Genomic DNA, 23,890 nt, shown 5'->3' on the forward strand with positions numbered 1-23,890 from the left:
CGACGGGGAGGTGGAGGATGACGGAGGTCGAACGGTCCGGGCGGCGGCTCGCCGCGGCGCTGAACGCCGGGCCCGGCGGCGCGCAGGTGGCCGCGACGACGGCGGTCGCGGTCGTGCTGGCGCTGGCGGTGTCGTCGGCGCTGGTCGCGGCGACCGGCGGGTCCCCGTCCGGGGCCGTGACGGCGCTGTACGACGGGAGCCTGGCGAACCCGGCGGCGATCAGCTCGACGCTGCTGTACACGGCGCCGCTGCTGCTGGTCGCGGTCGGCACGTGCGTGTGCGTCCGGGCCGGCGTGTTCAACCTCGGCCAGGAGGGCCAGGTGCTCATCGGCGCGCTGGCCGGGGCCGGGGTCGGGCTGCGGCTGGCCCTGCCGGGCCCGGTGCTGCTGGTGGTCGCGCTGGTCGCGGCGGCGCTGGCGGGCGGGGCGTGGGCCGGGCTCAGCGCGCTGATGCACCGGTTCCGCGGCGTCAACATCGTGGTGAGCACGCTGCTGATGACGTTCCTGGCGCAGCAGCTCGTCTCGTACGCGGTGAACACCTCGTGGCTGCTGCAGGAGACGCGGCGCGGGACCGCGACGGTCTCGCCGCAGTCCAACCGGCTGCCGGAGAACGGGCTCCTGGGCTCGTTCGGCGAGTACCCGGGCCTGCAGATCAACGGCGGCCTGCTCATCGCGCTGCTCGCCGCCGGGGTGATCGCGCTGCTGATCGCGCGCAGCCGGTGGGGCTTCCGGCTGACGATGCTCGGCCTGAACCCGCGGGCCGCCCGGCACGCCGGGGTGCGGGTCGCGGCGCTGAGCGGGACCGCGCTCGCGGTGTCCGGCGCGTTCGCGGGCGTCGCCGGGGCGGTGCTGCTCGCCAGCCCGGTCGGCACCAACCGGCTGCAGGGCGGCATCTCCAACAACATCGGCTGGGACGGGCTGCTGGTCGCGCTGGTCGCCCGCAACCGCCCGCTGGCGGCGGTCCCCGTCGCCCTGCTGTTCGGTGTGCTGCGTTCGGGGGGCGGGTTCCTGGCGTCGACCGGGGTACCGCACTTCCTGGTGGACGTGGTCAAGTCGCTGCTCGTGCTGGCGTTCGTCGTCCCGCCGGTCGTGACCGAGGCGCTGCGCCGCCGGCGCGAGAGCCGCGGGACCGGCGCCGGCGTGGGCGCCGCCGCACCCAAGGCCAAGGAGGCGGTCGCGTCTTGAGCGCCGCGGACAACATCTCCACGATCCTCGCCAGCGGGGCCCGGCTGACGGTGCCGCTCGCGTTCGCCGCCTGCGGGGAGTACCTCGCGGAACGGGCGGGGACGGTCAACATCTCGGTCGAGGCGATGATGCTCGGCGGGGCGTTCGGGGCGGTCGCGGGAGCGTCCGTCACCGGCAGCGCCACGACGGGCCTGCTCGCCGGGATGCTGGTCGGCCTGCTCATCGGGTTCCTGCACGGCAACCTGTCGCACCGGGCGGCGGTCAACACGTTCGTGGTCGGCCTCGTGCTGAACACGCTGGTGCTGGGGCTGACCAGCTACCTGATCGTCACCGGGTCGTTCACCGGGCACCAGGTGTGGCAGGTGAGCGTGCCGGTGCTGCGCGACATCCCGATCATCGGGCAGGTGCTGTTCGTCGAGCGGTGGCCGGTCTACCTGCTGATCGGCGTCGTCCCGCTGACGTGGTGGCTGGTCGAGCGCAGCCGGTGGGGCCTGGAGCTCCGCGCCGTCGGCGAGGACCCGCAGGCCGCGGACGTGACCGGCATCGACGTGAACGCGCGGCGCCGGCAGGCGCTGCTGTGGTGCGGCGTGCTGGCCGGGCTCGGCGGCGCCTACCTGGCGGTGGGCGAGGTCGGCTCGTTCAGCCAGAACATGACCGCGGGCCGCGGGTTCATCGTGATCGCAGCGGTGATCTTCGGGGCGTGGCGGCTGGGCCGCACGCTGCTCGGCTGCGCCCTGTTCGGGCTGGCCGACGCGATGCGGCTGGCGCTGCCCGCGCTGGGCTTCACGCTGAACTCGCAGCTGCTGATCGTCGCGCCCTACCTGCTGGCGCTGGTCGCGATGCTGGTGTTCGCCGCGAAGGACCGCGAGCCGCGCGCCCTGGGCAAGCCCTTCGAACGGGGCATCGCCTGACCTGTAGGACAACCTGGGGCCGGACGGTCCGGACCCGGACGATTTCGAGGAGGAGCACGTGACCGGACTGACCGCCGCGCGCTGGACGCATGTGGCGCTGCCGACCGGAGACCTGGACAAGGCGATCGACTTCTACACCTCGCTCACCCCGCTGGTGGTGGTCGAGCGGTTCAAGGACGCCGACGGGGAGAGCGCCTGGCTGTCCAACGACGGACAGGCGGAGACGCCGTTCGTCCTGGTGCTCGTCTCGTTCAACAAGGACCGGGGCGGGCAGCTGGGGCTGCTGCACCCGTTCGCGCACATCGGCATCGAGGTGCCGGCGCGCGGCGACGTGGACGCCCTCGCCGACCGCGCCCGCGAGCTGGGCTGCCTGCACTGGGAGCCGCGCCAGATGCCGGACCCGGTCGGCTACATCTGCGCGCTGAAGGACCCGGACGGCAACGTGATCGAGATCTCGCACGACCAGCGGGTGTTCGACACGGTCCAGGCGAAGTGGGGAGGCGGGTCCTGACCGCCGAGCCCGGCCCGGCCGGGCCGGGAGCCGCCGCGCGGGTCGAGGAGCGGACCCGCGCGGCGGCGCTGCGCTATCTCGGCGCGCTCAACCGGCACGACGCCGACGCCGTCGCCGGCTGCGTCGCCGAGGACTTCGTCAACGAGCACACGTCCGCGCTCGGGCGGGGCGTCACCGGGCGCGCCGCGTACCGGCGGCGGCTGGACGGCTTCCTGGCCGACTTCGCCGACCTGCGGTACGAGCTGGAGGACCTGGTCGTCCGGGACGTGCGGGCGGTGCTGGCCTACCGGATGTCGTTCCGCCTCGTCTCGGCCGGGAACGCGCCCGTCACGGTGCGCGGCGTGTTCCGGCTGTGGGTGGACGCGGACGGCCTGCTGGCGCGCCGGATCGACTACTGGGACGGGTCCGAGGTGACCCGCCAGCTCGACGCCGCCGCCGCACCCCAGGTCTGACCTGCTGTTCCGCCGGGCCGCTCGTCCATTGGACGGGCGGCCGGACGGGCTGCCCTGCCGCCCTCATGTTGCATTATGAGACGCCATCTCTCATTGCTTGACAGGAATCCGTCTCGCATCGAAAGATGGCGTCGTGCATGTTGTGATGACGTCGGCGGGCATCGGCCGGATCGAGGGCGCCTCGGTGGCCGTCCTGGACGCGCCCTACCCCGACCCGAACGCCCTGATCGAGGCGACCGGCTCGCTGGACGCGCTGGCCGAGGCGGAGGTCGTCCGGAGGATCCCCCTGGACGGCGGCGACCTCGGCGGCGAACCCGGCGGCGAACCCTGCCTCCGCGCCCCTCTCGCCCGCCCCCGCGCCCTGTGGGGCGTCGGCCTGAACTACCACTCCAAGGCCGAGCTGACCGGACGCCCCGTGCCGGACGACCCGGTGCTCTACCTGGCCGCCTCGTCGTCGGTGGGCGCCCCGGGCGCGGCGGTCCGGCTGCCGGCCGAGCAGACCGGCCAGATGGACTACGAGGCGGAGATCGCCGTCGTGATCGGCCGGACCCTCGACCGGGCCTCCGAGGACCGGGCGTGGGCGGCGGTCGCCGCCGTCACCGCGGCCAACGACATGACCGCCCGCGACGTCATGAAGCGCACCGGCACGCCCGCCCTGGCCAAGAGCTTCCCCGGCTTCACCCCGCTCGGCGCCTCGCTGCTCGCCCGCGACGCGATCGCCGACCCGGCCGCGATCGGCGTCCGGAGCCTGGTGGGCGGGCAGCCGCGGCAGGACTCCTCCAGCGCCGACATGATCTTCGCGATCCCCGAACTGCTGGCCCGGATCTCCCGGTACGCCGTGCTGCGCCCCGGCGACGTCGTGCTCACCGGCACGCCCGCCGGGACGGGCCAGGACCGCGGCGACTTCCTCCGGCCCGGCGACACCGTCCGGGTCGAGGTCGACGGCGTCCTGCCGCTGACCACCCGGATCCAGGCGTGACCCCCGCGACCCCCGCGATCTCCTCCACCCCTCACACGATCGGGAGTACATCGATGACCGAACAGAGCAGGCCCGTCTACGACCGCGTCCTCTCCGGCGGGACGGTCGTCGATCCCGCCTCCGGGCTGAACGCGCGGACCGACGTCGCGATCAACGGCGGCGCGATCGCGGCGGTCGGCGACGGGCTGGCCGCCGACGCGGCCGAGGTCACCGACTGCACCGGCCGCTGGGTGCTGCCCGGCCTGGTCGAGGGGCACACCCACATCTTCCAGCACGTCTCCAAGGTCGGCGCGCCCGCCGAGGAGGCGCACCTGCGCCGCGGCGTCGTCGCCGCCGCCGACGCCGGCACCGCCGGGGCCTCCACGTTCGCCGCGTTCCGCAAGCTCGTCGTCGACGCGACGCCGATGCGCGTCGTGAACTTCCTCAACGTCTCGGTGCTCGGCCTCATCGACTTCCGGTTCGGCGAGCTGATGAACCCGGACACGCTCGTCCCGGACGACGCCCTCGCCACCGCCGCCGAGAACCCCGACGTGGTGCGCGGCTTCAAGATCCGGCTGTCGGAGGACGTCGTCGGCGACAACTGGCAGATGCTGCTGAAGAAGTCGCTCCAGGTCGCCGAGCAGGCCGGCCTGCCGCTCATGGTGCACATCGGCGAGACGTCCGAGCCGCTGCCGGTCGTCCTCGACCACCTGCGTCCCGGCGACGTCGTGGCGCACTGCTACACCGGCAAGCCGCACGGCATCCTGGACGGCGACGAGGTGCTGCCCGCGGTCGCCGCCGCCCGGGAGCGCGGCGTGCTGTTCGACTCGGCGCACGGCAAGAGCAACCTCAGCTTCGAGGTGGCGCGCCGCGCGATCGCCAAGGGCTTCTACCCCGACGTGCTCAGCTCCGACACGAGCGCCCGCAACTGGCGCGGCCCGGTGTTCGACCTGCTGACCAGCATGTCGAAGCTGATCGCGCTGGGCGTCCCGCTGACCGAGGCCGTCGCCCGCGCCACCGTGCGGCCCGCCGGCCTGCTCGGCCTGGACGCCGAGGGCTACGGCCGGCTGGAGCCGGGCGGCCCGGCGCACGTGACCGTGGTCGAGGAGACCGCCGAGGTCGTGCTCCCGGACGCGGCCGGCAACACGATGACCGCGCCCCGGCTGGAGCCGGTCCTCGTCCTGCACGGCGGCGAGCCGGTCGAGACCGTCCCGTGGCGCGGCCTGTGACCACTGCCCTGCGGGGGCGGCTGCGGGCGGCGCTGGCGGCGGGGGACCGGGTGCGCGGGACGTTCGTCAAGCTGCCCGCGCCGGACGTGGTGGAGCTGTGCGCGCTCGCCGGCTTCGACTTCGCGGTCGTCGACCTGGAGCACTCCGCGCTGACGGAGGCCGACGCGATCGGCCTCGTCCGGCACGCGGAGCGCTGCGGGCTGCCGGCGCTCGTCCGGATCCCCGCGGTGGACGGGCCGCTGGTCTGCCGCCTGCTGGAGAACGGCGCGGCCGGGTTCCAGCTGTCGATGCTGAGCGACCCCGCGCAGGCGTGGGCGCTCGTCCAGGCCACGCGGTTCGCGCCGGACGGCGACCGGTCGGTCAGCCTGGCGAACCGGGCCGCCGGGTTCGGGCTGCCCGGCTCCGGCGGGCTGGCGGGGTTCCTGGCCGCCGAGCGGGCCGCCCCGCCGCTGCTCGTCGGGCAGATCGAGACGCCCTGGTGGCGGGACGGCGGCACGTCCTGGGACGAGGTGATCGCCGACCTCGACGTCGTCTTCGTCGGCGGCACCGACCTGGCGGTGAGCCTGGGCGCGGAGCCCGGCGGCGCGGCCCTGCGCGCGGCCGTCGCCGAGATCGAGGAGGCCGCGGCACGGCACGGGATCGCGTTCGGCGGCTGGGCCCCGTCCCCGCCCGCCGCCGCGGGCGCCGGGCTGGGCGCGGCGCGCTACCTGGTGACCGGATCGGACCTGCAGATACTGGCCGCCGGGCTGGGCGCGGCGGCCGGCGAGGGAGGCAACGGATGACCGAGAACGGGCGCAACGCCAAGCTCTACAACCGGGTGGTCGGCTGGGCCGACATGCCGGAGTCGGAGCTGCGCAAGGGGGTGCGGCGCCGGGTGTACTCCACCGACGAGGTGATGGTCGCGCACCACACCCTGGACGTCGGCATGGACCTCAACCCGCACAGCCACGAGGACTTCGACCAGCTGGTCTACATCGCCTCGGGACGCTGCAACTACTACGTGGAGGGCGTCCCGCACGAGATGACGGCCGGGACGTTCCTGCTGGTGCCGAGGGGCGCCGAGCACTACATCGAGCCGCTGGAAGAGCCGTGCGTCAACATCGACATCTTCGTGCCGCCGCGCGCCGACTTCGCCGCGTCGCTGGCGTACCTGGACGAACTGCCCTGAGCGCGGGCGTCCCGTCCTGGGCCCGCTCGGGCGGGGCGCCCCTGTACGGGGTGCCCCGCTCAGCCGGCCTCGGCCGGCGGGACGCCGTTGGTGCCGAGCCGCTGGGACAGCTCCTGGGTGATCCCCAGCAGCGCCTCGGCCATCGGCGAGTCGGCCTTGCGCGGGACGTCGACGGAGGTGCCGACGATCGCCATCGTGGCGATGATGGCGTCCCCTTCGAAGACCGGCGCGGCGATGGTGTGCAGGCCGTTCTCGGACGGCGAGTTGACCGACAGCCCGTGCGCGCGGATCCAGTCGACGTCCTCGCGCAGCCCCGGGGAGCGGCGCAGCAGCTTCGCCAGCGCCGGGACCTGGTCGGGCGGCAGGTAGGCGCAGAACACCCGGCCCTGCGCGGAGGTGGCGAGGTCGAGCCGCGATCCGACCCGGACGCTGATGCGGATCAGGTGGTCGGTGTTGTCGGCCGACCGCACGACGGTCGGGGACTCGCCGTCCCAGATGCTCAGCACGACGGTCTGCCCGGCGGCCTGGACGAGGCGGTCCATGTAGGGCTCGGCGGCGGACACGATCGGCAACGCCGCGCGGGCGGCCGCGGCGAGCGTGAGGACCTGCGGGCCGAGCGAGTACAGCGCGGTGCGGTCGTCGTAGCGCAGCAGGTTGGCCGCGCGCAGCGCCTTGGTGTAGCGGTGCGCGGTCGCCTTGCTGGCGCCGAGCCGGGCGGTGATCTCGTTCAGGCTCAGATGCGGCCGGCTCACCGTGAAGGAGTCCAGGATCAGCGCGGCGCGCTGCACCGTCTGGATGGACGGGGAACTCTCGGGAGTGTCTCGTGCGGTCCTCATCGTCGTTGCCATCCGTCTCTCGCTTCTGCCTCGGCCGTCGGTCGCCTGCCGTCCGGGGCGGCGGGCCGGGGCGGAATGACACGCCATCTCATCATGAGCCCGGCGGCGTCGGCAGGCCATCCCGGAGACCCGGCAAGCCCGTGCGGCAAAGGGCCGGCGTGCTCGCGCCGGGGTGATGACCTTACGTCAAGCCATCTCTTATTGCGAGACGCAATCATGGTAACTGGGACGTAGCTCGTCAAGTCCCCGGCGGATCGGTGCCGTCCGGCCCTTGACACGGCGATCCGGCCTGGGCAACGCTGTAGCACGATACGAGATGGTATCTCGAATAGTCGAATGAACCTGCGTGGAGGGGGTGGCGCCCGATGGCAGAGCCGAACGGCGGGGAGCTTCCAGGGCGGCTGGTCGTCGAGGACTGGGACGCGCTGACTTTCCGCGTCAACCGGGTCGCGTACCGCTCGGCCGAGATTTTCCAGGCGGAGCGCGACCGGATCTGGGCGCGGTCCTGGCTCTACCTCGGCCATGAGACCGAGGTCTCCGGGCCCGACGACTTCAAGACCCGGACGCTCGGCGGCAGGCCGCTCATCTTCTGCCGCGACTCCGGCGGGACGGTGCGCGCGTTCCTCAACGCCTGCCCGCACCGCGGCACGATCCTGTGCCGGGAGCGGGAGGGCTCCAGCAAGCTGTTCCAGTGCTTCTACCACGCCTGGACGTTCCGCAATAACGGCGACGTCGCGGCCATCCCGGGCAAGGAGGCGTACGAGGCCGCGGGCGAGGGCTTCCTCGACTCGATGCGGCTGCGCGCCGTCCCCCGCCTGGAGATCCACGAGGGCTTCGTCTTCGTCGCGTTCGACCCGGACGCGCCGCCGCTGGCGGACTACCTCGGCGACGCCGCCGACTACATGACGATGATCTCCGAGCAGCACGCCGACGGCATGGAGGTGCTGCCCGGCACCCAGCTCTACGGCGTGCGCGGCAACTGGAAGCTCGGCGTCGAGAACGCCATGGACGGCTACCACTTCTCGCCCACGCACAACACGTTCGTCGGCTACCTGCGGGAGACCGGCTTCGCCGTCACCGACGACGACCAGTACGCCTACAACCTCGGCAACGGGCACGGCCTGCTCGTCCTCACCGGGCACGGCGGCCGGATCAGCATGCTGTGGGAGCCGCGCTTCGGCGAGGACGAGAAGGTCCGCACCGCCGAGCACCGCGCCGAGATGGACCGCAGGCTCGGCCCCGAGCGGGCCCGCTACGTCGCCGACGAGAGCCACATCCTGTTCGTGTGGCCGAACCTCCTGCTCTTCGACCTCGAAGGGCTGTCGATCCGGCAGCTCGAACCGGTCGCGGCCGACCGGACCGACGTCCGTGCCTGGCAGCTCGCGCCGCGCGGCGAGGACGCCGAGACCCGCGCGCTGCGCATGAAGACCATGGTCAGCTTCGTCGGGCCGGGCGGACTCGCCACCCCCGACGACATCGAGGCCTACGAGGCGGTGCAGCGCGGCATCGAGGCGACCGCGGCCGATGCCCGTCCCGAGTTCGACTTCAGCGACATGTCCCGCGGCATGATCGACGAGGTCAAGGGCGTCCAGGGCCGGTCCATCGACGAGGGCGCGATGCGCGGCTTCTGGCGGCACTGGGCGGACGCGCTCGGCGTCGCGGACGGCCTGTCCGTCGCCGGCCCCCGCCCCGAGCGCTTCCTTGAGGGGAGGAACGTCCGATGACCGTACCGGCCACCACCGGGCACATCGGCGGGCGCGAGATCACCCGCGCCGACGTGGAGGACTTCCTCTACGCCGAGGCGGACATCCTGGACGCCTGGAAGTACGACGACTGGCTCGCCCTGTTCGAGCCCGGCGCCCGGTTCGAGGTCCCCGCGACCGACTGGACGGGCACCTCGATGCACGCGTCCGGGTCGTTCGTCACCGACGACTGGGACCTGCTGCGCGCGCGCGTCAAGCGGCTCAAGTCGCGCAAGGCGCACGCGGAGAACCCGCCGTCCCGCACGCACCGGATGATCTCCAACGTCCGGCTGCGCGAGCACGTCCCCGGCGAGGGAGGCGAGCCGGGCCTGCTGCGGGTGACGGCCGCGTTCATCGTCCACCGGGCCCGGGACGGCGAGTTCGACGCCTACGTCGGGCGCTACGACCACCTGCTGGTGACGGACGGCGACGCCCTGCGCTTCCGGCTGCGCCGCGCGGTCCTGGGCCACGAGCACCTGCCCGCCGGCAGCCGGCTGAGCTTCATCCTCTGAGGGAAACACGATGATCATTCACACCGTGGTGTTCCGGTTCCGGCCGGACGCGCCGGCCGACGCGGCCGAGTCCATCCTGGCGGAGCTGCGCACCTTCCCCGGCCGCTATCCGCAGATGCGGGACTTCTCGCTCGGCCCCAACGTCAGCACCCGCGACAGCACGTTCACGCACGCCTTCTCGGTGCGCTTCGACACCGCCGCCGACCTGCACGCCTACCTGCAGAGCGCCTCGCACGAGCGGTTCGTCCGGGAGCGGTGGCGCCCGGTCGTCGAGCGGCACCACATCGTCACCTACGAGACCGGCGGCAGGGCGGGCCGCCCGCGCGGCCCGTACGGGATGGAGTACGCCCGCATCGAGGTGCCCGACATGGCGCGCACCATCGAGTTCCTCCAGTACCACGTGGGCCTCCAGCTCGAACAGCGCACCGACGAGTACGCCTACCTGCGCGCCGACATCGAGCACCACTCGATCGAGCTGGTCAGCGCGCCGGAGCGGACCGCCGGGCACACCTCCGCCGTCGGCTACAGCGTGGAGAACGACGAGGTCCTCGCCGACCTGCGCAAGCGCGTCGCCGACGCCGGGCACGAGATCCTGGAGCTCCAGGACCGGCAGCAGGGCTTCTGCTCGGACGGCTTCGGGGTCCGCGACCCCAACGGCCTCATCGTCGAGCTGTTCACCGGCTTCCTGGAGTACGCGGAGCCGCCGCTGCAGGAGCTGCGCCCGGTCGACCTCGTCCACCCGTTCATCGCGACGCCCAAGTACGAGGAGTCGCTGGACTTCTACGCGAACGTGCTGGGCTTCCAGTCCTCGGACGAGATCGTCGGCTCCACCACGTTCATGCGCTGCGAGGACCGCTACCACCACAGCCTCGCCCTGCAGAACAACAAGGAGCACTACGTCGCGCACCTCTGCTTCGCGATGAAGAGCTTCGACCACGTGATGCGGGCCCGCGCCCGCGCGCTCTACAAGGGCGAGCCGATCGCGTCCGACCTCGTGAACCACTCGGCGTCGACGTCCATCGCGTTCTACATGCACGACCCCGCGTACGGGCCGCGGTTCGAGCTGTGCGACCGGCACCGCGTCTTCACGCCGGAGGAGCACGAGACGCACCGGCCGCGCCGGATGCCGCCGGACCCCCGCAACATCGACGTGTGGCGCCCGGCCGCCGACGACTGGGGCCGTTTCTGAACGCGCCGTTCCAGGACGCGGGCAAGGAGATCGTCCGCGTCCTGGAGTTCCTGGACGGCGTCCCCGCGCCGTACGGGCACGAGTCCGCCGCCGCCGTGTACCTCGCCTCCTGGTGCACGGCGCGGTGGCCGTGGATCGAGTGGACGGTCCAGCGGTACGGCCCGAACGGCGCGAACCTGTGCGCGGGCGACCCCGCGGGCGCCCTGCTGTACTCGCACCTCGACACGTCGCTCAGCGGCGACCCGGACGAGGACCGCGCCATCACCGGCCGCGCCGACGCCCCGGCCCCGCTGAAGGCCACGTCCTCGCAGGTCGAGGGCTTCGGGCTGGGCGTGGCGCGGGCCCCCGCCGCAACGGCCCTGGTCGCCTTCGTGTCCGCCGCGGCACGCGGGGCGCCCGCGAGCCTCCTGCTGGCCGGGTCGGGGACGCACCGCAGCGTCCTGCACGGCTCGGGCGGGACGATCCGCTCCACCGGCCTGGACCATTACCTCCGGGACGCGCCCGCGCCGTCCGCCGCGATCGTCGCCAAGGGCGGCCCGCCCACCCTGCTCTGGGAGGAACCCGGGGCGTTGTACCTGCGGGTACGGGTGCTGGGGCGGCACGGCGCCGTCCTGGCCCGCGAGTCGGCCACGCCGCACGGCGGCGTCATCGCCCACGCGGGCCCGGTCATCGAAGCCGTCGAACGCTGGCGGACGGCCTACGTGCAGTCGAGCACGGCGCCCGGCACACAGGTGGGCCCGGCCGCGGGCATCGGCTCGCTCACCGCGGGCCGTCCCGACAAGTCCGACCTCTTCCCGGCCCTGCTGGAGGCCGGCGTCTATGTGGTGACCGTCCCGGGCGCGGACCCGTACGCGATCGCCGCGGCGCTGCGGCGCGAGGTCGGTGCGGCGTGCGCTGACGGCCCCCTCTCCGCCTGCACGGTCCAGGTCGAGCTGGACGAGGTCCACCCGGCCGCCGCGACCTCGCCGGACGCGCCGATCGTCCGCACCGCCCGCACCGCGTGGCGCGAGGAGTTCGGCGCCGACCCGCCCCCCGTCACCGGTTGGACGGGCTCGACCGACGGCGTCGTCCTGCGCGCCCACGGCATCGACACCGTCCGCCTCGGCCCCGCGTCCCGTCCGTCCCCGCAGGATGCGAGATGCGACGTGCTGGACGTCGGTTCCTTGGAGGCATACGCGCGCCTCTACGCCCGCCTAGTCGCCGCTAAAGGAACCTGACAGACCGCCGTCGTTTCACGAGAAGGCGGCCCCCGCACGCACCTTCAACGGCCCGGCACGGGACACGCGCCCACCGTAAAAACGGCCGTCCGCGCCCTCCCCCGAGAGGACGCGGACGGCCGGGCTCACCGGGTCACAGTCCCCAGTTCTCGTTGGGGACGACGGCGTCGGCGATCCGGAAGCGCCCGCCGGGCATCGGCTCGGCGCCGGCGTCGTTGATGACGTTCTTGCCGAAGCCGGGGACGAGCGGGCGCCCGACGTCGCGGCGCAGCCAGAGGCGCAGCAGGTGGCGGCGGCGCTCGGGCTCGGGGAAGTCGACGTACCCGGTGCGCGAGTGCAGCGCGGCGTAGTTCAGCAGCCACTGGACGTCGCCCGGCTGGAAGTCCATGTCCAGGGGGAGTCCGGGCTCCTGCGCGATCTCGTCGAAGAGGTTCAGGACCTCGATCTGCGCCTCGGTCAGCCGGGGCACCTCCGGGTAGTCCTGCGCCGAGAAGATCATCGAGCTTCCCGCGTAGGTGCTGAAGATCCCGTCGACATAGCCGCAGATCGGCGACTCGTAGGTGTTGGCCGGGGCGTCCGGGTCCTGCTTGCGCCAGTCCCAGTGCCACGGCTCGAACAGCAGCGGCGCGAGGTCGGGACGGCGGCGCAGGACCTCGTTGTAGATCGTGGTGCCGCTGACCAGGCTGCTGGCGCCGCCGGCGCGGGCGCCGCGCAGGCACATGAGGGCGACGACGTCGGAGCTGTCGGAGTGGAACGGGAGCCGGTCGCGGACGCGGGACGGCAGCGCGGTCGGGTCGTCCAGCGTCTTGTTCGAGGTGGCGATGACGTGGTCGAGGACGTCGGCGTACTGGTTCTGCGGCATCGGCGAGCCGAGGTGCAGGCCCATCAGGTAGAAGATCGCGCCCGCGACCGCGTCGCCGTACTCCTCGGTGCGGAGCCCGCGGATCAGGATGAAGCCGCGCCCGGCGTCCATCTGCTGGGCGCACTCCTCGACGAGCCCGGCGCAGGCGTCCAGCGGGTAGTCGGCGGCGGTGACGGCGCGCAGGTCGGGGTCGTCCGCGACGAACCGGCGGCCGGCGGCCTCCAGCTCGTCCCGCTCGGCGTCGGACAGGTGGTGGATCCACTCGGTGGAACCGGCCAGCTCGTCGCCGCGCCAGGCGGACGGGCCGGAGATCGGGGACAGGTCGACGGTGATACTCATGCTGCCTCGCTACTTCGGGAGGGAGGGACGGCCGCGGACGCGGACGGGCCGCGGCCAGGGAAAGGCGCTGCGGTCGTCCGGTGCTAGAAGGGCGTCTGCGGCTCGCCCGCGGCCGTGCCAGGGCGCATGCCCTCACGCGGCGGCCGGACCCGCGACGTCTCCGAGTACGGCGGCGGCGAGACCAGCCGCTTGGCCGGTAGCCGCTCGGCGCGCAGCACCGGTCCAAGCCCTGGTGAGGCGACTCGGATCATGGCGTGCTCCCGGCGGTGAGGGATCGTCCGCAAACGGTAGGCCACCCCACCCGATCTCGTCAACCGAGACGCCATCTCGCATTAACGATTCGCGTGGCCCTAAGCGCGCAAGCCCGGAATGTCGTCCGTGGTGGCTAGTATCGAACATATGTTCAAGTGGGTTCTTGAGTGGTTCTCACCCGAACGGATCGCCGCGCTGATCGGCCTGGAGAGCGCCCCGGGCCGACCGAGTCCGCCACGCAAGGCGGACGCGCCGATGGCAGCCCCGCCCGACGTCCTCTCGACCTCCCTCGACGCGATCAGGAGTGCCCAGGCGCGGCAGCGCCCCGTCATCGTGATCACCTGCGCCGCGGACGGCCGGCCCCGGGTCTGCGTCCCGGACGCGGGGGAACTGCGCGTGATCGAGGATCGGCGCCTGCGCGTGGCGATATGGCCCGACAACCCCACCGCGATCGACCTGGACCGCGGTGAGCCCGTCCTCCTGGTCGTCACCGGTTCACCGGACGTCCACCTCATCCGCGCCACGGCCCGCCGCCTCGTCGGCGCCGCCATGGTGTGGGCTCACTACGACCTCACCATCACGTCGGCGCGGATCGCCGACCAAGGCACCACGCCCGCCCCCCAGCCCGCCCAGCAAGGCCACACCACCAAAGAGACCCTGGAAACCGCCCCCTCCCGCCGCCGAACACCCACCCCCCGTTGACCTGCGGCGTGTTGTTGTTATGCGCCTCTCGATAACAACAACACGCCGCAGATCAACGAGTGGGATACGGGGGTGTCACGGGACGCGCGGCGCGCCCTCGACGTCCACCGCCCTGTTGATCTGCGGCGTGTTGTTGTTATTCGACCTTCCAAAACAACAACACGCCGCAGGTCAACTTGGGGTGGAACAATTGGGCGGGGGTCGGCTGTGGTTTGGGAGGCGTGGTGGGTGTTGGGGGTCGGCAGGCGGTTGCGGCTGGGGGCGGTGTGGTGGTCGGCGCGGTGGTGAATGTGGCCACGGGGATGTTGACCCAGGAGTGGGGCCTCGCTTGGCTGGCGGCGGCGGTGGCGTGTGTTGCGGTGGGTGCGGGGCTTTTGGCGTGGCTGACGTTCCGGGCGGCGGCGGATTCGGAGCCGCCACGTCGGGTGTCGGCGTCCGGGGACGGCTCGATCGCGGCCGAGGGGTCGGTGACCGGGTCGTCTACCAAGGTGGCGCGTCCGGCTGCGGGCAGTCCGGCGGCCGCGCCGCCCGGCGAGGGGGTCAGCGCCTCGGGGTTGGGAGCGATCGCCGCCGGCGGTGATGTGGAGGACTCCCGCACCGAGGTCACCGGAGACGACCAGGCGACGCCATGAGGCGCGGGCGGGGCGGCGATGTGGGCCGGGGCGCGGAGCAGCCGGACGGACGGGTTGAAGCGCCCGGCCCCGCGGCGATGGCCGCCGGAGGCGACATCATCGACTCGTCCACGCACGTGGGGGACGTGTACCAGGCGGCCCCGCTGCCGCGCGCGGAAGAGGTGGAACCGCCGCCCTGGGTGCCGCCGGCTCTGCCGTTGCGCACGGCGACGTTCGTCGGGCGGGACGGGAAACTGGCCGAGTTGGACGAGGCGCTGGCGCGGTCCGGCGGGGCGGTGGTGCAGGCGGTCCATGGGCTCGGCGGTGTCGGCAAGAGCACGCTGGCCGCGCAGTGGGCGTACCAGCACGCCGACGCGCACGTCCTGACGTGGTGGATCACCGCCGATTCCGCCGCGGGCGTCACCGCGGGGCTGGCCGATCTGGCCGGGATGCTGGTGCCCGAGATGACCCGCGGCGCACCGGCGGCGGTGGCGCCGGAGGAACGGGCGGCCTGGGCGCGGCGGTGGCTGGCCTCGCACACCGGCTGGCTGGTGGTGCTCGACAACGTCGTCCATCCCGCCGATGTGGCCGAGTTGGTGAGCGGCGCTCCCGGGGGCCGGTTCCTGATCACCAGCCGCCTGCGTGAGGGGTGGAACGACCTCGTCCCGGCGTTGATCGAGCTGGACGTGCTCAGTGCGACCGAGGCGGAGGAACTGCTGACACGCATCCTCACCGCCGGACGGCCGGCCGCCGACCTGGCCGGTGCGTCCGAGCTGTGCGCTGAGCTAGGTCATCTGCCGCTGGCCGTCAAGCAGGCTGGTGCCTACCTGCGTCAGACGCACCTCTCCCCGACGTCCTACCTGGAGTTGCTGCGCGCCGACCCGGCGGTGATGTACGACCAGGCGGCACGCGGCGCCGACGGTGAGCGCACCATCGCCCGGACCTGGCGTCTTACCCTCGACCACCTCGCCGCCACCGGACCGCTGGCCGGGGACGTGCTGCGCGTGCTGGCGTGGTGGGCCCCCGAGGACGTCCCCCGCGCCCTGCTCGCCCCGCTCGGCGGCCCGGCCGAGATCGCCACCGCGCTGGGCGACCTGTCCGCCTACAACATGATCGCCTTGGACGCCGAGACCATCGCCGTCCATCGCCTGGTCCAAGCGGTCGCACGCACTCCCGACCCCCGTCCGGTCCAGGACGACGGCGACCCTCACCGCTGCCTGGGCGACATCGACCGCGCCCGCGCCCAGGCCACCGACCTGCTCAACCGGGCCCGCCCCGCCACTGAAGAGGACCCGGCGCAGTGGCCGGCCTGGCGGGTTCTGGTCCCTCACATCACCGCCCTGGCCGACCATGCCGCCCCCGGCACCGACACGATCGACACCGTGCTGCTGCTCGGCGAAACCGCGGCCTTCCTGCACGGCCAAGGAGCGATGGACCGCGCCATCACGTTCAACCAGCGCGCTCTGACCGGCTGCGAGCGGCTGCTGGGCGCTGATCACCGGGACACCCTGATGCTGCGCAACAATCTCGCCTACGCCTACCGGACGGTCGGTGATCTGGAGCGCGCGGTCCCGCTGTTCGAGGCGACGCTGGCCGACTACGGACGGGTGTCGGGCGATGATCACCCGGACACCCTGGCGTCGCGCAACAATCTGGCCTCCGCCTATTGGGCGGCCGGTGACCTCGGGCGGGCGATTCGGCTGTTCGAGGTGACGCTGGCCGACCGGGAGCGGGTGTCGGGCGCTGATCATCCGGACACTCTGACGTCGCGCAGCAATCTCGCCTATGCCTACCAGACGGTCGGTGACCTGGGACGTGCGATTCCGCTGTTCGAGGCGACGCTCGCCCGCCGGGAGCGGGTGCTGGGCGGTGACCACCCGGACATCCTGACGTCGCGCAACAATCTGGCCTCCGCCTACGAATCGGCTGGTGACCTCGGGCGTGCGATTCGGCTGTACGAGGCGACGCTGGCCGACCGGGAGCGGGTGCTGGGCGCTGATCATCCGGACACTCTGACGTCGCGCAACAATCTGGCTTCCGCCTATTGGGCGGCCGGTGACCAGGGGCGTGCGGTGTCGCTGTTGCAGCGGGCCCTCGCCGACTGCGAGCGGGTCCTGGGGGCCGATCATCCGAGGACCAGGGCGGTGCGGGCCAATCTGGAGGTGGCTCGGCAGGAGTCGCCGTCCTCCGGGTCGGGCGGGTCAGCCTAGGGGGCGGACCTGGAGGACGTCGTCTTCGGTCACCCGGGTTTCGAAGGCGGGCTGGCGGGCCGTGGCGGGGCCGTGGACGACCGAGCCGTCCGCCACCCGGAAGGTGCTGCCGTGCCAGGGGCAGACGACGCAGACGTCGGCGTTGTCGTCGGTGACGATGCGGCCCTGGTGGAGGGGACCGGCCAGGTGGCTGCAGCGGTCGGTGAGGACGTGCACCTCGTCGCCGGTGCGCAGCACGAACAGGTTGATGTAGCCGAGCCGCCGGGTGACCGGCCAGCCGTCCGGCAGGTCGGCGGCGCTGCACAGGTCGTGCCAGCCGAGCGGGACGAGATGGCCGACCTTCTCGGCGTGGCTGGCGCCGGCGGCCTGCCGGAACGCCAGGTGCCCGCCGAGGTAGGCGCCCGCGAAGAGGACGGACAGCCCGGCGAACCCGAACGCGCGGCCCGCGCCGTCCCGTCCCTGGTGGCGGGCCACGAGGGACGCCGAGTACAGCACGCTGCTGGTGGCCATCCCGGCGGCGTGGACGAGGCCGACGCGCTGCTGCTCGCGGTGCAGCGACCCCCAGTCGGCGAGGCCGGTGAGGACGGCCGGGACGGCGCCCGCGAGCCCGGCCGCGACCAGCGTCTGCGCGGCGCGGCGCGTCCCGGGCATGAGGTCCAGGACGGCGGCGGAGAGCCACATGCCGACGGGGACGTCGGTGAGCGGCGGATGGGCGGGGTGGCCGACCGGGACGCCGTGCAGGGCGTCCTTGACCGGGCCGGGGCGCAGTGTCCGCCGCACGGCCGTGGCCAGCACGCGGATCGTGCGGTCCAGGCCGGTCGCCTGCTCCAGGGCCTCGGTGGCGTCCGCGAACCGCGCGGACGTCTGGGGCCGGGTCCCGCGCCGGAATATGTTCACCCGTCGGGGCATGTCCCTCCTCCGCGGTCGATGAGACGCCTGGTGCGACATTAGTCGCCCGCGTTCTCCTGCGGCCAGTCATACCCCTACCTGCGGCCGGAGGGGCTAAACCACGGGGTCAGCGCGCCGGGACGGTCAGCGTGACGGGCACGCCGTTGAAGACGGCGTTGCCGGACAGGGGGTCGATCTCCAGTTCGTCGGTCACGGCGTTGACGTTGACGCCCGCGTGCTCGCGTGCGACGGCGGTACGCGTCCCGGGGCGGTCGTGGCCCCATCCGTGCGGCAGGCTGACGACGCCGGGCATGACGGTGTCGGTGGGCTCGGCGACGGCGTCGACGGCGCCCGTCCGGGACGTGACGCGGATCGTCTCGCCCGCGGCGACGCCCAGCCGGTCGGCGTCGGCGGGGTTGAGCTGGAGGGTGCAGGTGTTGGAGCCGCGCACCAGTTCGGGGACGTTGTGCAGCCAGCTGTTGTTGGAGCGCAGGTGGCGGCGTCCGATCAGCACGATCCCGTCGGCCGGGGCTTCGCGCAGGGCGGCGTGCAGCCGGTCGACGTCGGCGGCGAAAGTGGACGGGCACAGTTCTACGCGTCCCGACGTCGTGCAGAGCACCTCGTCCAGGCGGGGCTTGAGCGCGCCGAGGTCGAGCCCGTGCGGGTGCTCGGTGCGCAGCCGGGTGAGGGTGAGGCCGGACGGGTCGGCGCCGAAGGCGTCGCCGTAGGGGCCGAGGCGCAGCATCATGTCGATCCGCTGCTCGGTGAGCGTGCCGGAGTCGAGCGTCTTGCGCAGCTCGTCCGCTTCGCGGCCGTGCACGGGGGAGCCCGCGAGGGCGGTCGCCTTCGCCAGCGTCGAGGTGATGATCATTTCGTCGAGGGCGGCCGGGTCGCCGTCCGTCCCGGAGGCGATCATGGCGAGCCGGGCCAGGATGGCGGCCTCGCTCGGGCGGCCGTCCGGCAGCGGGACGACCGGCGGCGAGTAGCGCGCGTAGTCGCGGACGGCGAGCCCGGTCAGCGCGATGTCGTAGTGCGGCGTCTGCGCGGGGCGCGGCGGCGGCAGGACCGCGTGCGCGTGCCGGGTCGTCTCGTTCAGGTACGGGTCGACGCTCACCATGAACTCCAGGCCGGCGAGCGCGCGGTCGAGCCGGGCGGCGTTCGGCGCCGACAGCGCCGGGTTCCCGCCGATCGTGATCAGCGCCTTGACCTGGCCCTCGCCGGGCGTCTCGATCTCGTCCGCGAGCGTCGCGACCGGAAGCTCGCCGTTGACCTCGGGCAGGTCCCGGACGCGGCTGCGCCAGCGCCCGGTCGTGAACGGCTTCTTGCGGCGGTACACGGGGGCGTGCGCGGGACGCGGGAACATCGCGCCGCCCTCCCGGTCGAGGTTCCCGGTGAGGACGTTCAGGGCGTCCACGAGCCAGCTGTTGAGCGTCCCGTACGCCTGCGTGCACGTCCCGATGCGGCCGTAGACGGCGGCGCGGTCGGCGGCGGCCAGCTCGCGGGCCGTCCGCCGGATCGTGTCCGCCGGGATGCCGGTGGCGGACGCGACGCGCTCGGGCGCGAAGTCGACGGCGATGGCGCGCAGGTCGTCCAGCCCGTTGACGCGTCCCGGCAGGCGGTCTTCGACGAGGTCCTCGGCGAACAGGGTGTGGACGAGCGCCATGAGGAAGAACGCGTCCGTGCCGGGACGGATGAACAGGTGCTCGTCGGCGAGCGCGGCCGTCCGCGTGCGGCGCGGGTCGACGACCGCGACCTTGCCGCCGCGCGCCTGGATCGCCTTGAGCCGCCCCGGGAAGTCGGGCGCCGACGCGAGGCTCCCGTTGGACTCCAGCGGGTTCGCGCCCAGCATGAGCAGATGATCCGTCCGGTCGAGGTCCGGGACGGGGATCGCGAGGGGATCGCCGAACATGTGCCCGCACGCGACGTGCTTCGGCATCTGGTCGGCGGTGCTGGCAGTGAACAGGTTGCGGGTGCCGAGCGCCTTCACGATCGCGCCCGCGTACAGCGGCCCGGCGATCGAGTGCGCGGTCGGGTTGCCGATGTAGACGGCGACGGCGTCGCGGCCGTGCCGCTCGATGACGCCGGAGAGGCCCTGGAGGACGGCGTCGAACGCCTCGTCCCACCCGGTCGGCTCGCCTGCGACCAGCGGCTCGGCCAGCCGGTCGGGGTCGCCGTCGAGGCTCCCGAGGGTCGCGCCCTTCGGGCAGATGAAGCCCTTGCTGAACGGATCCTTCGCGTCGCCGCGGACGCGGGTGACCGTTCCCGCGTCGTCGAGGGTCAGTTCGAGCCCGCACAGGGCTTCGCAGAGGGGACAGGTGCGGAACGCCGTGCGGTCGCCCATCGGGACACTCCTTGTGTACGGGACCGTGGCCCCATTTTGACCGGTTGGCCCGGCCTGCACCATGACCGCCCCCCACGGCATGGCCGTAACGCCACTTTGAGAGTTGCTTTGAGGAGGACTTTCGGCAGCGCTAGGGAGCTGCTACGGAGCCGTGGGCCGCCTGGCTGCTGGTCGCCGCGCTGCTCGGGATCGCCGAGCTGCGCACCCTCACAGCGGCTCTCGGCCGGCCGTAAGCCAAGCCTTCGGCCCCACCCAGGACGCCCCCAGGCCCACCCAACCGGAAGTCCCCTTCGAACTGACCACCGCAAAGCCCAACGGCAAGGAAGACCCAGCCGACCGGCCCGGCCCCTCAGACGCTCTCTAGCTCCTTGAAGCTCACGCTCAGCTTCATGCCTTCGGGAAGTTCGGTGTCCAGCACGTCGCGGTGGACAGCGGCGAGTTGATAGCTGCGGCCCGACCAGTCGAGCCGGTGCTCCTCCACGGAGTGGACCGTCTCGTCGGCGTCCAGAACGACGATGAGGTACATGGGGATGCGCTGGCCCGCGTATTCCGCCTTCTTGTCCTGAAAGTCTCGCTGCCTGCTGTCGAAGCCGGCGATCTCCACGGCGGTGAAGACGCTGGCGCTCGTCAGCTTGACGTTTCCCTCAAGGCAGTGAAGGACGCTGATGTCCGGACGGCGCATGGTGAACCGGTGCCCCTTGTCGGTGGCATGGGCGTTGCGCTCGACGTAGTGCATGTCGGTGTCCGGTAGCACGTCGATGCAGGGACCATCTGCCGGTCGGGCGTCCGCCAAGGCGCGGGCGAGGTTCCGAAGGACGCGCTGGTGCCGGGGAGACGGTGATTCACAGAAGATGACACTGCCGTCCACCACTTCGATGGACTTGCACACCTCTTCTGGCAGGGCCTCGTACTGCTCCTCGGTGATGAGGAGGCTCGAGGGGTCCGTCGCCCATGCGGGCAGGGGCATGCTCGGGCTCCCAGGGTCGATCCGTCATCCGACCTGAGCTTATCTGTGCTGCGCCGGGCCGACTCCGTTTCACGTACCCGGGCTCTAACCTCGGCCCTGGTCACGGGTCGGGCGGCCGGAGGGCGCTCTAGCGCCCGGAGGCCGCACGGCCCGCCGAGGCGGGCGACCGCAGCGACACGACGCCGACCCGCACGGTCGCCTCACACCCGCACCGTGGCGTGAGGATCGACCGCCTCGTGACGGGGGTTCCAGGGGGTCGCCCCCCTGGGGGGACATGGCATGCTTGGCCGTCCGATGGGTCCATGGGGGCGGACGGAGGCGTGCTATGAGCAGGCGGGGGATGGCGGTCGCGACCGTGGCCGGGATGGTGCTGACCGCGGCGGCGTGCGGGGGCTCGGGCGACTCCGACGCCAAGGGGGCGACGCCGCCGCCGGCGTCCGCCGCGAAGGGCGGGGGCCGGACCTCGGCGCCGCCCGCCAAGGAGCCGATCGTCCTGGCGTTCGGGGGCGACACGCACTTCGAGGGGCAGCTGCGGGCGCGGCTCGGCGACCCGTCCACGGCGCTCGGCCCGGTCGCGAAGCAGTTGCGCGCCGCCGACCTCGCCATGGTCAACCTGGAGACGGCCATCACGACCGGGGGCACGCAGGCGCCCGGCAAGGAGTTCGCCTTCCGCGCCCCGGCGACCGCGCTGAAGGCGCTGAAGGCGGCCGGGGTGGACGTCGCGTCCATGGCCAACAACCACGGCATGGACTACATGGAAGGCGGCCTCCGCGACTCCCTGGCCGCGATCAGGAAGACGGGGTTCCCGATCGTCGGCATCGGCAAGAACGCCGACGCCGCCTTCAAGCCGTACCGCGTCACGGTGAAGGGCAACAAGCTCGCCATCGTCGGTGCCACGCAGGTATTGGACGACAACCTGATCCAGGCGTGGACGGCCACCGACACCAAGGGCGGCCTTGCGTCGGCCAAGGACGTCCCGCGGATGGTGCAGGCGGTGAAGGAGGCGCGCAAGGGGTCGGACGTCGTCATCGTCCACCTGCACTGGGGCGCCGAGCTTCAGCCTTGCCCGCTGCCGCGTCAGAAGGAACTCGCCCAGCAGCTCGTCGAGGCGGGCGCCGACATCATCGTCGGGGGCCACGCGCACATCCCGCTGGGCGGCGGCTACATGAACAACGCCTACGTCCACTACGGCATGAGCAATTTCGTGTTCTACTCCGCCAACGGCCAGACGGCGAAGTCCGGCGTGCTGTTCCTGAAGGTGGAGAACGGCAAGGTCACCAAGGACAAGTGGAGCCCGGCGCTCATCAGCGGCGGCCTCCCCATCCCGATGAAGGGCGCGGCCGCGAAGGCGGAGCTCAAGCGCTGGAACGGGCTGCGCGGCTGCACGGGCCTGTCGGCACGCCCCTCCTAGGCTGGACTCTCCCACTGTGGGAGGGATCAGGGTGGGGCCTGTGAGCGACGATCTCCTGCCGATCGGACGGTTCGCGCGGCTGTGCCGCCTGAACGTCAAGCAGTTGCGGCACTACGACGACCTCGGCGTTCTGTCCCCGGCGTGGACGGACCCGGCGTCCGGCTACCGGTACTACCGGCGCGACCAGGCGCGGGACGCGCTGACGGTGGGTCTGCTGCGGGCGATGGACGTTCCGCTGCCGGTGGTGGCGCGCGTGCTGTCCGGGGACGGGGGCGGCGCGCTGAAGCGGGCGCGGGACAGGATCGAGGCCGACATCGACCGGCGGCGGCGCGGCCTGCGGCTCCTCGACCGCGTCCTCGCGGAGGGGCTGCCGGCGGCGGAGGTGTCGATCGTCCGGGAGCCGGCCCGGCGCGTGTTCGCCGTGCGGGAGGCCGCGACGCCGCTGACGATCTCGGACGCGACATCGGCGTGCGTGCGCCGGCTGCTGCCCCAGATGTCGCCGGACGTCCTGCTGGTCGGGCTGTTCCCGCTGGACATGGCGGACGAGTTCGACGTGCGGGTGGCGGTTCAGGCGGCGGACGGTGACGACGTCCTGCCGGGCGGCCCGTTCGCGGCGGCCGTCCATGTCGGCCCCTACGAGGAGATTCCGCTCACTGTCCATGGCGTGCTCGCGTGGTTCGGCGACTTCGGGCATACGCCCGCCGGGCCCGTCCGCGAGGTGTACCTCAACGACCCCGCGACCACGCCGCCCGAACACCTGGAGACCCGGGTGATGGTTCGAGTGGGTGAAGACCAGTGAGTTGGTACGAGGCTTCGGAAGAGCCGGAGACGGTGGAGCACGGGGCCGTGTGCGGCTTGGCCGTCACCGGTCGCGGCGAGCCCGGCGGCGGCGCGTACGGCGAGAGCGTGGGTGCGCTGTACGCGGTCCTGGGCGCGCTGGACGCGCCGATGGCGCCGCTGGAGGGACGCTGGTGGGTCGAGGACGAGCGTTCGCCGTTCGACGTGCCGCGCGACCAGTGGCGGTGGCACCTGTTCATCCGGCTCCCGGACGACATCGTCTCGATCGGCCGCGCCCGTGCGGAGGCGGGGGCCGGGACGCCCGCCGCCGCGCGCGTCCAGCACGTCTCCTACAACGACGGCCTGTGCGTGCAGATGCTGCACCGCGGCGCCTACGCGGACGAGCCCGCGTCCCTCGCGCGCATGGACGCGCTGATGGAGGCCGAGGGACTCGTGGTGAACGGGCTGCACCACGAGATCTACCTGTCCGACACGAGGGAGACCGACCCGGCGAAGATGCGCACGATCCTGCGCCAGCCCGTCCGGTAGGGGCCCCTGGACAGTTCGCCGCAGGGGCGTAGTTTCACGGGAAACGGGCTCCCTACGGACCGGGCGGCAGGC

24 protein-coding genes are annotated in these 23,890 nt (G+C 72.8%); 18 read left to right on the top strand and 6 right to left on the bottom strand.

Translation table 11 applies throughout. The features are described from left to right. The first annotated feature begins 17 nt into the window (after window positions 1-17). The 8 genes from ACA511_RS03395 (at window position 18) to ACA511_RS03430 (ending at window position 6,413) form a co-directional block, all read left to right on the top strand. Entirely contained in the window at window positions 18-1,184 is a 1,167-nt protein-coding gene (locus ACA511_RS03395) for an ABC transporter permease (RefSeq protein ID WP_375022536.1), read from the top strand. After that, the gene (locus ACA511_RS03400) at window positions 1,181-2,095 is read left to right on the top strand and encodes an ABC transporter permease (protein ID WP_375022537.1); all 915 of its coding nucleotides are present in this window, start codon (window positions 1,181-1,183) and stop codon (window positions 2,093-2,095) included. Before ACA511_RS03395 ends, ACA511_RS03400 begins: the two co-directional genes overlap by 4 nt. 58 nt (window positions 2,096-2,153) lie before the next feature. Then, on the top strand, window positions 2,154-2,606 hold the full coding sequence (locus tag ACA511_RS03405) for a VOC family protein (RefSeq protein ID WP_375022538.1): 453 nt from the start codon (window positions 2,154-2,156) through the stop codon (window positions 2,604-2,606). Continuing rightward, window positions 2,588-3,058 (top strand): nuclear transport factor 2 family protein, encoded by a 471-nt coding sequence (locus ACA511_RS03410; protein ID WP_375022539.1) that lies wholly within the window; start codon window positions 2,588-2,590, stop codon window positions 3,056-3,058. The genes ACA511_RS03405 and ACA511_RS03410 overlap by 19 nt, the downstream gene beginning before the upstream one ends. A gap of 133 nt (window positions 3,059-3,191) precedes the next feature. Further along, window positions 3,192-4,037, top strand: a complete 846-nt coding sequence (locus tag ACA511_RS03415) for a fumarylacetoacetate hydrolase family protein (protein WP_375022540.1) — start codon at window positions 3,192-3,194, stop codon at window positions 4,035-4,037. A gap of 53 nt (window positions 4,038-4,090) precedes the next feature. Beyond that, window positions 4,091-5,245, top strand: coding sequence for an amidohydrolase family protein (locus ACA511_RS03420; protein ID WP_375022541.1), 1,155 nt, complete (start codon window positions 4,091-4,093; stop codon window positions 5,243-5,245). After that, a complete protein-coding gene (locus ACA511_RS03425; protein ID WP_375022542.1) occupies window positions 5,242-6,027 on the top strand; it encodes an HpcH/HpaI aldolase/citrate lyase family protein in 786 nt (261 codons plus the stop codon). Before ACA511_RS03420 ends, ACA511_RS03425 begins: the two co-directional genes overlap by 4 nt. After that, window positions 6,024-6,413, top strand: a complete 390-nt coding sequence (locus tag ACA511_RS03430) for a cupin domain-containing protein (RefSeq protein ID WP_375022543.1) — start codon at window positions 6,024-6,026, stop codon at window positions 6,411-6,413. The genes ACA511_RS03425 and ACA511_RS03430 overlap by 4 nt, the downstream gene beginning before the upstream one ends. Window positions 6,414-6,472: 59 nt before the next feature. On the opposite strand, the gene ACA511_RS03435 is transcribed toward ACA511_RS03430, so the two are convergent. Continuing rightward, the gene (locus tag ACA511_RS03435; RefSeq protein WP_375022544.1) at window positions 6,473-7,249 is read right to left on the bottom strand and encodes an IclR family transcriptional regulator; all 777 of its coding nucleotides are present in this window, start codon (window positions 7,247-7,249) and stop codon (window positions 6,473-6,475) included. A 365-nt stretch (window positions 7,250-7,614) separates the two neighbouring features. On the opposite strand from ACA511_RS03435, the gene ACA511_RS03440 reads away from it, so the two are divergent. From ACA511_RS03440 to ACA511_RS03455, 4 genes are read left to right on the top strand one after another with little or no spacing between them, the layout of a single operon-like run. Further along, a complete protein-coding gene (locus ACA511_RS03440) occupies window positions 7,615-8,973 on the top strand; it encodes a Rieske 2Fe-2S domain-containing protein (protein WP_375022545.1) in 1,359 nt (452 codons plus the stop codon). Further along, entirely contained in the window at window positions 8,970-9,503 is a 534-nt protein-coding gene (locus ACA511_RS03445; RefSeq protein ID WP_375022546.1) for an aromatic-ring-hydroxylating dioxygenase subunit beta, read from the top strand. Before ACA511_RS03440 ends, ACA511_RS03445 begins: the two co-directional genes overlap by 4 nt. Before the next feature lie 10 nt (window positions 9,504-9,513). Next, a complete protein-coding gene (locus ACA511_RS03450; RefSeq protein ID WP_375022547.1) occupies window positions 9,514-10,692 on the top strand; it encodes a Dabb family protein in 1,179 nt (392 codons plus the stop codon). Continuing rightward, the gene (locus tag ACA511_RS03455) at window positions 10,656-11,909 is read left to right on the top strand and encodes a M20/M25/M40 family metallo-hydrolase (protein WP_375022548.1); all 1,254 of its coding nucleotides are present in this window, start codon (window positions 10,656-10,658) and stop codon (window positions 11,907-11,909) included. The genes ACA511_RS03450 and ACA511_RS03455 overlap by 37 nt, the downstream gene beginning before the upstream one ends. 133 nt (window positions 11,910-12,042) lie before the next feature. On the opposite strand, the gene ACA511_RS03460 is transcribed toward ACA511_RS03455, so the two are convergent. Both ACA511_RS03460 and ACA511_RS03465 read right to left on the bottom strand, forming a co-directional pair. Then, entirely contained in the window at window positions 12,043-13,110 is a 1,068-nt protein-coding gene (locus ACA511_RS03460) for a TauD/TfdA family dioxygenase (RefSeq protein WP_375022549.1), read from the bottom strand. Between the two features lie 83 nt (window positions 13,111-13,193). Further along, a complete protein-coding gene (locus ACA511_RS03465) occupies window positions 13,194-13,361 on the bottom strand; it encodes a hypothetical protein (protein ID WP_375022550.1) in 168 nt (55 codons plus the stop codon). Between the two features lie 256 nt (window positions 13,362-13,617). On the opposite strand from ACA511_RS03465, the gene ACA511_RS03470 reads away from it, so the two are divergent. From ACA511_RS03470 to ACA511_RS03480, 3 genes are all read left to right on the top strand, one after another. Beyond that, entirely contained in the window at window positions 13,618-14,064 is a 447-nt protein-coding gene (locus ACA511_RS03470; RefSeq protein WP_375022551.1) for a hypothetical protein, read from the top strand. Between the two features lie 269 nt (window positions 14,065-14,333). Next, window positions 14,334-14,696: a hypothetical protein gene (locus ACA511_RS03475; RefSeq protein ID WP_375022552.1), complete on the top strand. Its 363-nt coding sequence runs from the start codon at window positions 14,334-14,336 to the stop codon at window positions 14,694-14,696. Window positions 14,697-14,773: 77 nt separating this feature from the next. Beyond that, window positions 14,774-16,885 (top strand): tetratricopeptide repeat protein, encoded by a 2,112-nt coding sequence (locus ACA511_RS03480; RefSeq protein WP_375022553.1) that lies wholly within the window; start codon window positions 14,774-14,776, stop codon window positions 16,883-16,885. Here ACA511_RS03480 and ACA511_RS03485 read toward each other — a convergent pair. The 3 genes from ACA511_RS03485 to ACA511_RS03495 form a co-directional block, all read right to left on the bottom strand. Continuing rightward, entirely contained in the window at window positions 16,877-17,794 is a 918-nt protein-coding gene (locus ACA511_RS03485) for a Rieske 2Fe-2S domain-containing protein (protein ID WP_375022554.1), read from the bottom strand. The genes ACA511_RS03480 and ACA511_RS03485 overlap by 9 nt on opposite strands. A 106-nt stretch (window positions 17,795-17,900) precedes the next feature. Beyond that, window positions 17,901-20,114: a molybdopterin oxidoreductase family protein gene (locus ACA511_RS03490; RefSeq protein WP_375022555.1), complete on the bottom strand. Its 2,214-nt coding sequence runs from the start codon at window positions 20,112-20,114 to the stop codon at window positions 17,901-17,903. 349 nt (window positions 20,115-20,463) lie between these two features. Further along, window positions 20,464-21,081, bottom strand: a complete 618-nt coding sequence (locus tag ACA511_RS03495; protein ID WP_375022556.1) for a Uma2 family endonuclease — start codon at window positions 21,079-21,081, stop codon at window positions 20,464-20,466. Between the two features lie 325 nt (window positions 21,082-21,406). Between ACA511_RS03495 and ACA511_RS03500 the strand changes: the two genes are divergently transcribed. The 3 genes from ACA511_RS03500 to ACA511_RS03510 are packed head-to-tail and all read left to right on the top strand — an operon-like array spanning window position 21,407 to window position 23,818. Further along, the gene (locus tag ACA511_RS03500; protein ID WP_375022557.1) at window positions 21,407-22,492 is read left to right on the top strand and encodes a CapA family protein; all 1,086 of its coding nucleotides are present in this window, start codon (window positions 21,407-21,409) and stop codon (window positions 22,490-22,492) included. 40 nt (window positions 22,493-22,532) lie between these two features. Continuing rightward, window positions 22,533-23,291: a GyrI-like domain-containing protein gene (locus ACA511_RS03505; protein ID WP_375022558.1), complete on the top strand. Its 759-nt coding sequence runs from the start codon at window positions 22,533-22,535 to the stop codon at window positions 23,289-23,291. Beyond that, window positions 23,288-23,818: a GyrI-like domain-containing protein gene (locus tag ACA511_RS03510; RefSeq protein WP_375022559.1), complete on the top strand. Its 531-nt coding sequence runs from the start codon at window positions 23,288-23,290 to the stop codon at window positions 23,816-23,818. Before ACA511_RS03505 ends, ACA511_RS03510 begins: the two co-directional genes overlap by 4 nt. The last annotated feature ends 72 nt before the right edge of the window (window positions 23,819-23,890 follow it).

It is taken from the genome of Actinomadura sp. GTD37 (genome assembly GCF_041951365.1).
Lineage (GTDB): Bacteria > Actinomycetota > Actinomycetes > Streptosporangiales > Streptosporangiaceae > Spirillospora.